This is a genomic window from Longibacter sp. (assembly GCF_051155795.1).
In the GTDB taxonomy this organism is placed as follows: domain Bacteria; phylum Bacteroidota; class Rhodothermia; order Rhodothermales; family Salinibacteraceae; genus Longibacter.
In genome coordinates, this window is sequence record NZ_DAXETW010000134.1 from 23,792 (window position 1) to 31,652 (window position 7,861).

Annotated in this window: 5 protein-coding genes; 1 reads left to right on the forward strand and 4 read right to left on the reverse strand. The window is 64.1% G+C overall.

Annotation, left to right across the window (positions count from 1 at the left end; translation table 11 throughout):
- Positions 1-62 precede the first annotated feature (62 nt).
- The 4 genes from ACFCU0_RS13335 to ACFCU0_RS13350 all read right to left on the reverse strand — a co-directional run bounded on the left by ACFCU0_RS13335 (position 63) and on the right by ACFCU0_RS13350 (position 4,946).
- The gene (locus tag ACFCU0_RS13335; RefSeq protein WP_434974172.1) at positions 63-2,564 is read right to left on the reverse strand and encodes an ABC transporter permease; all 2,502 of its coding nucleotides are present in this window, start codon (positions 2,562-2,564) and stop codon (positions 63-65) included.
- 305 nt (positions 2,565-2,869) lie between these two features.
- Complete coding sequence (locus tag ACFCU0_RS13340) at positions 2,870-3,565, reverse strand: SDR family oxidoreductase (protein WP_434974173.1); 696 nt, start codon at positions 3,563-3,565, stop codon at positions 2,870-2,872.
- A gap of 243 nt (positions 3,566-3,808) precedes the next feature.
- On the reverse strand, positions 3,809-4,432 hold the full coding sequence (gene folE, locus ACFCU0_RS13345; RefSeq protein ID WP_434974177.1) for a GTP cyclohydrolase I FolE: 624 nt from the start codon (positions 4,430-4,432) through the stop codon (positions 3,809-3,811).
- Positions 4,433-4,517: 85 nt separating this feature from the next.
- Entirely contained in the window at positions 4,518-4,946 is a 429-nt protein-coding gene (locus ACFCU0_RS13350) for a 6-pyruvoyl trahydropterin synthase family protein (protein ID WP_434974174.1), read from the reverse strand.
- A gap of 250 nt (positions 4,947-5,196) precedes the next feature.
- Here ACFCU0_RS13350 and ACFCU0_RS13355 point away from each other — a divergent pair, with 250 nt between their 5' ends.
- Entirely contained in the window at positions 5,197-7,851 is a 2,655-nt protein-coding gene (locus ACFCU0_RS13355) for an AsmA family protein (RefSeq protein WP_434974175.1), read from the forward strand.
- Positions 7,852-7,861 lie beyond the last annotated feature (10 nt).

Genomic DNA, 7,861 nt, shown 5'->3' on the forward strand with positions numbered 1-7,861 from the left:
TTGTGCGCGATCGCTCATGCGAACACCGGTAGGGGCTGGCGTAGCACAGCCGCGGTCGCGGCTTACTCGTCGCGCAGCGTCGTCGCCGGGTCAACCCGCGCCGCCCGAAGCGCCTGACCTCCGACGGTCAGCACCGCGACCACAAGCATCGACAGAATCGCCAGCGCGAAGGGCCAGACGCCGAGTTCGATCCGGTAGGCAAACGCCTCCAGCCACTCCGACATGCCGAGATACGCGACCGGGCTGGCCACGACCACCGCAATGCTTACAAGGAGGACGTACTCCGATGAGATCATCCGGACGATGCTCGTCACGGACGCCCCCAGTGCCTTCCGAATCCCAATTTCTTTGGTTCGCTGACGCGCTGCGAACGCTGCCAGCCCGAACAGGCCGAGGCACGCAACGAAGATAGCCAGCCCGGCAAAGGTGCCGACCAACCAGCCGGTGCGCCGCTCCTCCTCGTAGAGAGCGTCCAATCGGTCATCCACGAACGAGGCCTCGAACACTTCCCCCGGGAGCACCTCGTGCCATACCTCCCGGACCGTACTCATCGCCTGCCCGAGGGAACCGCCCGACGACGCCTTCACGAGCAGAGTCGTCAGATTCGCCGACTGCACGTTCTCGGTCAGGGACGGCGTCAGCGCAGGATATATGACAAGGGGCTTGATGGGCTCGCGAAGCGCGGAGAAGTGAAAGTCCGCGACGACGCCCACGATTGTGCCCTGCATATCGGTGTAGATCTGATCCCCCTCGCGCACGACGGACCGGACCGTCTGGCCCAGCGCCTCTTCCGGCGTCCAGCCACGGGAGCGAGCCATCGATTCGTTGATAACGACGGCGCGATCCCGCGTGTACGGTTGGAAATGGACGTCCGTCGGCGGCAGCACTCGCCCGAGGTCGCCGGGATAGTCCGCCGAAAAAGGCCGGCCCGCAACGATATCGAGGTCCAGCATCTCAAAGTAGCCGAAGTCGGCGTACGTCGTCGCGTAGCTTGGCGCATCGTCCGGAAGCGGCTCCCCGTTGAATACCGTCTGCAAGGCCCGTCCGACGCCGGTGCCAGGCGTATCCATGGTGCCGACGACCCGCTGGATGTCGGCGCGACTTTCCATCTCGCGCTTAACGGTGGCGTACCTGCCCCGTGAGGCGACGCTGATCAGGGCTTCGTCGTCGAACCCGAGGTCCGCGCTTTCGACGTACTGGAGTTGCTGAAAGGCGATCGTCGTCGCGACGATGAGAGCGGCGGAGATCGCGAACTGCAGGACGACGAGGCTCTTCCGCAGCCCGGCGCCCCGACCGAGGCCGCGTGCCCGTCGGCTCAGCACGTCGGACGGATCCAGGCGCGTCAGAATCGCCGCCGGATAGCTTCCGGCGCCGATCCCGGTGAAGACCACGACCACAGCCACACCCACCCAGAGCCATGGGTTGGTGTAGACGTCCGGCTGCATCTCCGTCCCGATCAGCGTCTGGAATGCGGGAAAGAGACCGATGGTGAGGATAACCGCCACGACGCCCGCGAGCAGGCTCACGATCAGCGACTCGGTCAGAAGCTGGCGGACGAGCTGTCCGCGCCCCGCGCCGATGCTCATTCGGACCCCGACCTCGCGGGTCCGCTCGGTCCCCTGCGCCGTCGCCAGGTTGATGAAGTTGACGCACGCGATTCCGAGGATGAACGCCGCGATCACGATGAAAAGGTAGACGCGATCCGGACTGCCTCCCGGTGCATCCCTGTTGAGATCCGAGTAAAGATGAATGTCCGTGATGCGTTGCAGCTGTGCATCATAGGTCGCTGCAGAGGCGTCATCCCGGCCGTTGTCCACGGCTGTTCGGATGGCGCTTTCGGTCGCTTCGACATCCGCGTTCGGCGAGAGGACCGTGTAGAGGTAATTCGACGGATACCAGTAGCTCGAGAAGGTCGTGCCGGGTTCGTAGCCCCAGAGCGCCGCATGGGCGTCGAAGGGCGCCAGGATGCGCGGTGAGAGATGACTGGCGGGATTCGGCTCCGCCATGACGGCCGACACGGTCAGTTCAATCGTGCGGCCGTTCTGAGAGATGCGAAGCTGCTGGCCAATGGGATTCTGATCGCCGAAGTACTGCTCCGCGGCGTCGATCGTGACCACGGCTCCATTCGGACCGTCGAGGGCACGTTGGGCGTCACCCTGCGCTACGTCCCACGCAAAGACGTCGAAGACGGTCGGATCAGCGAAGTAGAAATCCCGCTCGTTAAATACATTCTCGGGGCCGTCGTCGGCGCCGGGAACCGTAACATCCCGGCCGCTCGGGAAGACCCGGGCGATGGTCTGGACGCCCGGTGCCGACTCAAGCGCCGGCAGGGCGGCGTCGCCGAAGAAACTCGTCCCACGACCGGTCTCGGTATTCGCCTGAACGACCCGGTACGTTCGCTCAGCATTCGGGTGGTGTGTGTCGAAGCTTAGCTCATGCTGTACGTACAGGCCGATCAGCAGGCAGGACGCCATGCCGATGGCAAGCCCGGCCCCGTTGAGCAGCGTGAATCCCCAGCGGCGGCGCAGAATGCGGAAGGCGGACGTGATCTGGTTCAACATCATCGGCAGGGGATTGGCCAGAGTAGCGGACGGTCACGCACCCGGTCCGTCGATCGTCGCAACCGATCCCGACGGCGGCATGCCGCCGTTCGGATTTTGCGCCGCGGGGCACCCGTTCAGTAAACAACGTATGTGCCACCCGGCACATCCCCCCGCAGCGAGCGTGCAGCCCGCTTCCGCCGGCACCACTGCGCGATCACGCACACCCGCCGTGCGGCCCCGCACATTTGAAGGCGAAATTCCAAGGTCGAAGGGCGAAATTCAGGGTGAATGATCACGTCGCACTTCGCCTTTCGACCTTCGCGTTCCTACACGTCCCCTTGTTGCGGGCGGAGCAGAATCTCTTCGACCACGGTCCGCGGCGAGAGATGAAATGCGTCGTACACAGCCTCGGCGACATCCTCGGGCGCCATGAACCGCTCGTCCGGCAGCTCGGTGCCGTCCCAGCTCGGCGTTCGTGTGGCTCCCGGCATCACCGTCGTGACGCGCAGGCCGTCTTGCTTCGTCTCCTCCCGGACGACACGCGCGAGTCCCAGTAGTCCGTGCTTGGCTGCGCAGTAGGCAGCGCTTCCCGGATACGCCGTGATCGACGCGATCGAGCCCATGAAAAACAGATGCCCGTTCCCCGCCTGGCGCATCGGTGACAGGAACTGCTTCGTCACGACGTACGGCGCGTTCAGGTTGACGTCGACCTGCGACCGGAAGGCATCGGCGGAGGTCTCGTCGATCGGGGCCGGGGTGAATGCGCCTGCGTTGTTCACCAGCACATCCGGTGCTCCCCATTCCGATAGCACCGCGTCCGCGGCGTTCTGCACGTCTTCGTCGTCTGTCACATCACACGGGCACACCATCGCTTCCGCTCCCTGCTCGCGGCACCGCTCGGCGACCGCCTCCAGCTTGGACTCCGTGCGAGACCACAACGCGATGCGCGCGCCCTCTCCGGCGAAGCGCTCTGCAACGGCTTTACCAATTCCCTGACTCGCTCCGGTTACAACAACGACCATGGATGGAGGACAATGCTATTCGTGAAAGGGTGAGATTAACAGGGTGAGTACCGGGTACCGAGTGTGGAGTACCGAGTGTGGAGTACTGAGTGGTGAGTGACGAGTGACGAGTGCTGGGGCTGTGCGGGCCGGAGGCAGCGGACGGGAAAAGGGATTGCCGGGGGCAGTGTGACGTGCCGTGGGACGTTCTCCCTTCCCATTCACAATTCTCAATTCACCGTTCGACATTCACCATCCCCGAACTCAGTCTGTTGCGCGGATGAGGCGCATGAACTCGGCGCGGGTGCGGTGCTCTTCGAACTCGCCGCTCATCGAACTGGTCGTCGTCATCGAGTTCTGCTTCTCGGCGCCTCGCATCATCATGCAGAGGTGACGCGCTTCGATCACAACGGCCGTTCCGAGCGGTTGCAGCACATCATCGATGGCGTCACGGATCTGCATGGTCAGCCGTTCCTGCACCTGCAGGCGACGGGCGAAGACTTCAACGGTCCGCGGGATCTTGCTCAGCCCGACGATCCGACCGTCGGGAATGTAGGCAACATGCGCCTTTCCGTAAAATGGAAGCATGTGATGCTCGCACAGCGAGTAGAGCTCGATGTCCTTCACCAGGATCATCTCGTCGTACGCCTCCTCAAACAGGGCGCCCTCCAGGATGGCGCGAGCGTCTTGCGAGTAGCCGTGGGTCAGGAACTGGTACGCCTTAGCCACGCGCTCGGGCGTCTTTTTCAGTCCCTCCCGATCCGGATCTTCGCCAAGTTGGGACAGCACCTCCTCGACATTGCCAGCAATGGATGTGGTCGCCTGTTCGTCGTACAGGTCGCGGCGCTCGTACAGACGCGGCGGACCACCGTGCGGAGTGCCGTTCATACGAAGCTCGTTCGATAGGATCTTTTTCTCAGACATAACAGCAGGGGGTAAAGAGGGCAGCCTGGAGACAACGTGCGGTCATACGCTACTTTCGCTCCGATCCGTCTCCGTAATATTCGACGTAGTTTCGTTCCGTCTCGTACAGGCGAACACAGTGCAGGCGACCCGACGGCAGTTTGCCTTCAAGCTGGTTCCAGATCGCGATGGCAAAGTTCTCCGTCGAAGGAATGACACCATCAAGAAAGTCGACGTCCAGGTTCAGGTTTTTGTGATCGACCTTGTCGACGACCTCCTCGTTTAGAAGCGCTTTCAGGTTTCCGAGATCAATCACGTAGCCGGTTTCCGGGTCGGGCTCGCCCGCCACCGTCACCTTCAGCTCGTAATTGTGACCGTGCCAGTTGGGGTGATTGCACGGACCGAACATTTCCCGATTCCATTCATCGGACTTCTCCGGATTATGAAGCCGGTGCGCGGCATTAAAATGGACTTTCCGTGTAACGTAAACCGTGGACATGAGAAGGCGCAATTGCGCTCGATCACTTCAACAAATCGCTGTCGTCGGGGGATAGGTCCCGCGGCATAGTTCTGACCGCGAGATCGACCTCATGTTCGCGCAGACCACGACACTTTTACAGTTTGCGGCCCCCCGTCGACCGCCCGCGACCCGATCCAGCCGGAATCTTCCCTGCGGTTCCTTCGATACAATCGCTTGATTCGGCTGCGCCGACGACCTTCTTTCTTACCTTACTTACATCCCGCTGACCATGGCTGATGATGCATCGTCCTCACCGGATGCTCGCGACGCTGACCCGTCGTCCTCAACCGGTTCCGGTCCCCTCCGCTGGATGCTGTACGGGCTCGGTGGCCTCATCGGCCTGGTGCTGCTGGCGACGGTCGTGCTGCCGTGGGTCTTTCCCCCGGAGCGGCTCAAACGGATCGTGGTCCCGCAGGTTGAGCAGGCCGTTCAGCGGGACGTCACGGTCGGCTCCATTGGACTTCGCGTCCTGCCGTTTCCAGCGATTCGCATCACCGACTACACCGTCGCCAACGATTCGTCCTTTCAGGCGAGCGCAGCGTTCTCGGACAATCACGCGATCGAAGGCGACGCGCTCAATATCGACCTTGCGCTCTGGCCGCTGTTCACCGGCACCATCGAGCCGACCACCATCGAGCTGATCCGTCCCGTTGTGCGCTATCAGGTCGCGGAGGACGGCACCACGAATTTCGACTCGTTTGCCGCAACAGACGACGCCCCGGCAGATACCACCGGCGAGGCGCTGCCGATTGCCGTATCGGACCTCCGACTCCGAGAAGCCCGCATGCTGTACGACGACCGGAGCACCGGGCAGTGGGCCGAGGTCGGCTTCGACGGCCAGGTGCGAGCCGTCCCGGGAGACGCGACCGATGCCATCGACAGCAACGGCCGGATCGAGGGGATCACCCTGGCCTACCTGTCGGCCCCGGACGCCGACACGACCTCGCTGCAGAACGCGGCGATCGACTACAACCTGCTCGCCAACCTGTCCGCCGGACGCATTGATCTTCGCCGGTTCGAGGTATCGACGCCGCCCGTCGGGCTGACGACCTCGGGCTCCATCTCCAACCTGAATTCGGACCGGCCAAGCGTCGACCTATCGATCGAAACCACCGACGCGGATCTGGCACAGCTGGCCGCAATCGTGCCGGGCGGCGTCGGGGAAGGGCTCGCCCCGCGTGGTACGATGAACCTGTCGGTCGTGATGAAAGGCCCGCTCCCAGACAGCACCGGCAGCACCGACGGCCTGACGCTTTCCGGGGAGGGGGCGCTCTCCGGCATCGGCGTCGACGTCGACGGGACGACCATGCTCGCCGATCTCGGCGCCGACCTGTCGGTCTCCCTCGATTCGATCGCCGTAAACGCGATCGAGGGCCGGCTGCTCGGCAAGCCGCTCTCGGGCCGACTAACGGTCCGGGAGCCGCTGGCTGAGGCGCCTCAGCTCGACGGACAGCTGGCCGGGGCGGCAGACCTCGCCGAGCTTTCGTCGCTGGCGACCGAGGACGGCGGCGCGACGGTCGACATCGCCGGCACGGTCGACTACGATCTGCGCTTCGTGGGCCCCGCGACCAACACCGACAACATTCGCGTCCGCGGCCCGATCCGCATGGCCGATGTCGTGCTGCCGAATGAATCCCTCCGCGAGCCGCTGGAGATCGACGACGCGACCGTCCAGTTCACCGGCACGGGTCTTCAAGCCGATCGCTTCGCCCTCCAAACAGGCGAGGCCACGATGGAGCTCGCCTTCACCGCACGGCGCCTGCTTCCCCTCCCCGAAGCCCTGGCCGAGACGAACCCCGCCCTCCAGGTCTCCTTCGACTTCTCCGCCGATACGATCGACCTGGTCGAACTCATGCCGGAAGAGGACGCATCGGCACCGACGTATGCTGACCTGTTCACCGCTCAGCTCGCCGGCACCCGGGTCAACGGTCGCCCCGCAGAGGATGTGGCGCAAGAGGTCTACGGCGATGTCGAACTGCCGGCCTTCCGGGTCGACGGCAACGTGAGCATCGGCACGCTTCTCAACGAACCGCAGCGATTCGACGACCTTGCGTTCGACGTCAACCTCCGGAACCGGCGGCTCGCGGTGCCGAACCTGTCGGCCAACACGTACGGCGGAACGCTCGCCGGATCCATCGTGCTCGACCAGAGCGCAGCCGCGGCCTCCGCCTACGTGCGGGACCGCAACGCCTCCGTTCTTATGGCCGCGACCGGAGCGCCCATCGCCCCGCGACATGTGGAACGCCTGCCGATGCCCGACACTCCGTCCGAGCTCTCGTACAATTTCGAGTTGACCGGTGCGCGGGCCGACGCCTTCCTGCGCGACTGGACCACGCTGGGGAGCTTCGTGAGCGGAACCATGGACTTCGCTATCGACGGCTCCTCGCCGCTCACCGACGGCTTTCTACCTGTCGCCCAAGCGCTCAGCGCCGGCGGCCGATCGCTCGTTGCCGACGGAGGCTTCGACGCCGACTTCTCCCTCCCGAAGAAGCTGGTCGAGCGGCTCGGGGTCAGCAAACCGTCGTTCTCCCGGTTTGAGCGCTTTGGCGGACCGTTCACGATCGAAAATGGCGAGCTTCGCATCGGGGAATGGTCCATGCGAAACGCACAGGTGCAATCGTCGCTCTCCGGCGCATTCGGCCTCGGCGGTGCGGTCGACGTGGACCTGACCGCTGAGATGCCGCTCTCCATGCTCCGCGGCTCGAAGCTCTCCGGCCAGACCGGCGGGATCCTCGACCGCCTCCGCGGGAAAGACGACGCCGTCCCCGTTGGCATCGCCATCGGCGGAACCATTAGCGACCCCTCCTTCACCGTCGATACCAGCGCTCTGCAGAACGCCCTGAAAGAACTCCTCCCCCGCGGCCTCCGACGTCTGATTGATTGAGGGAATGGGG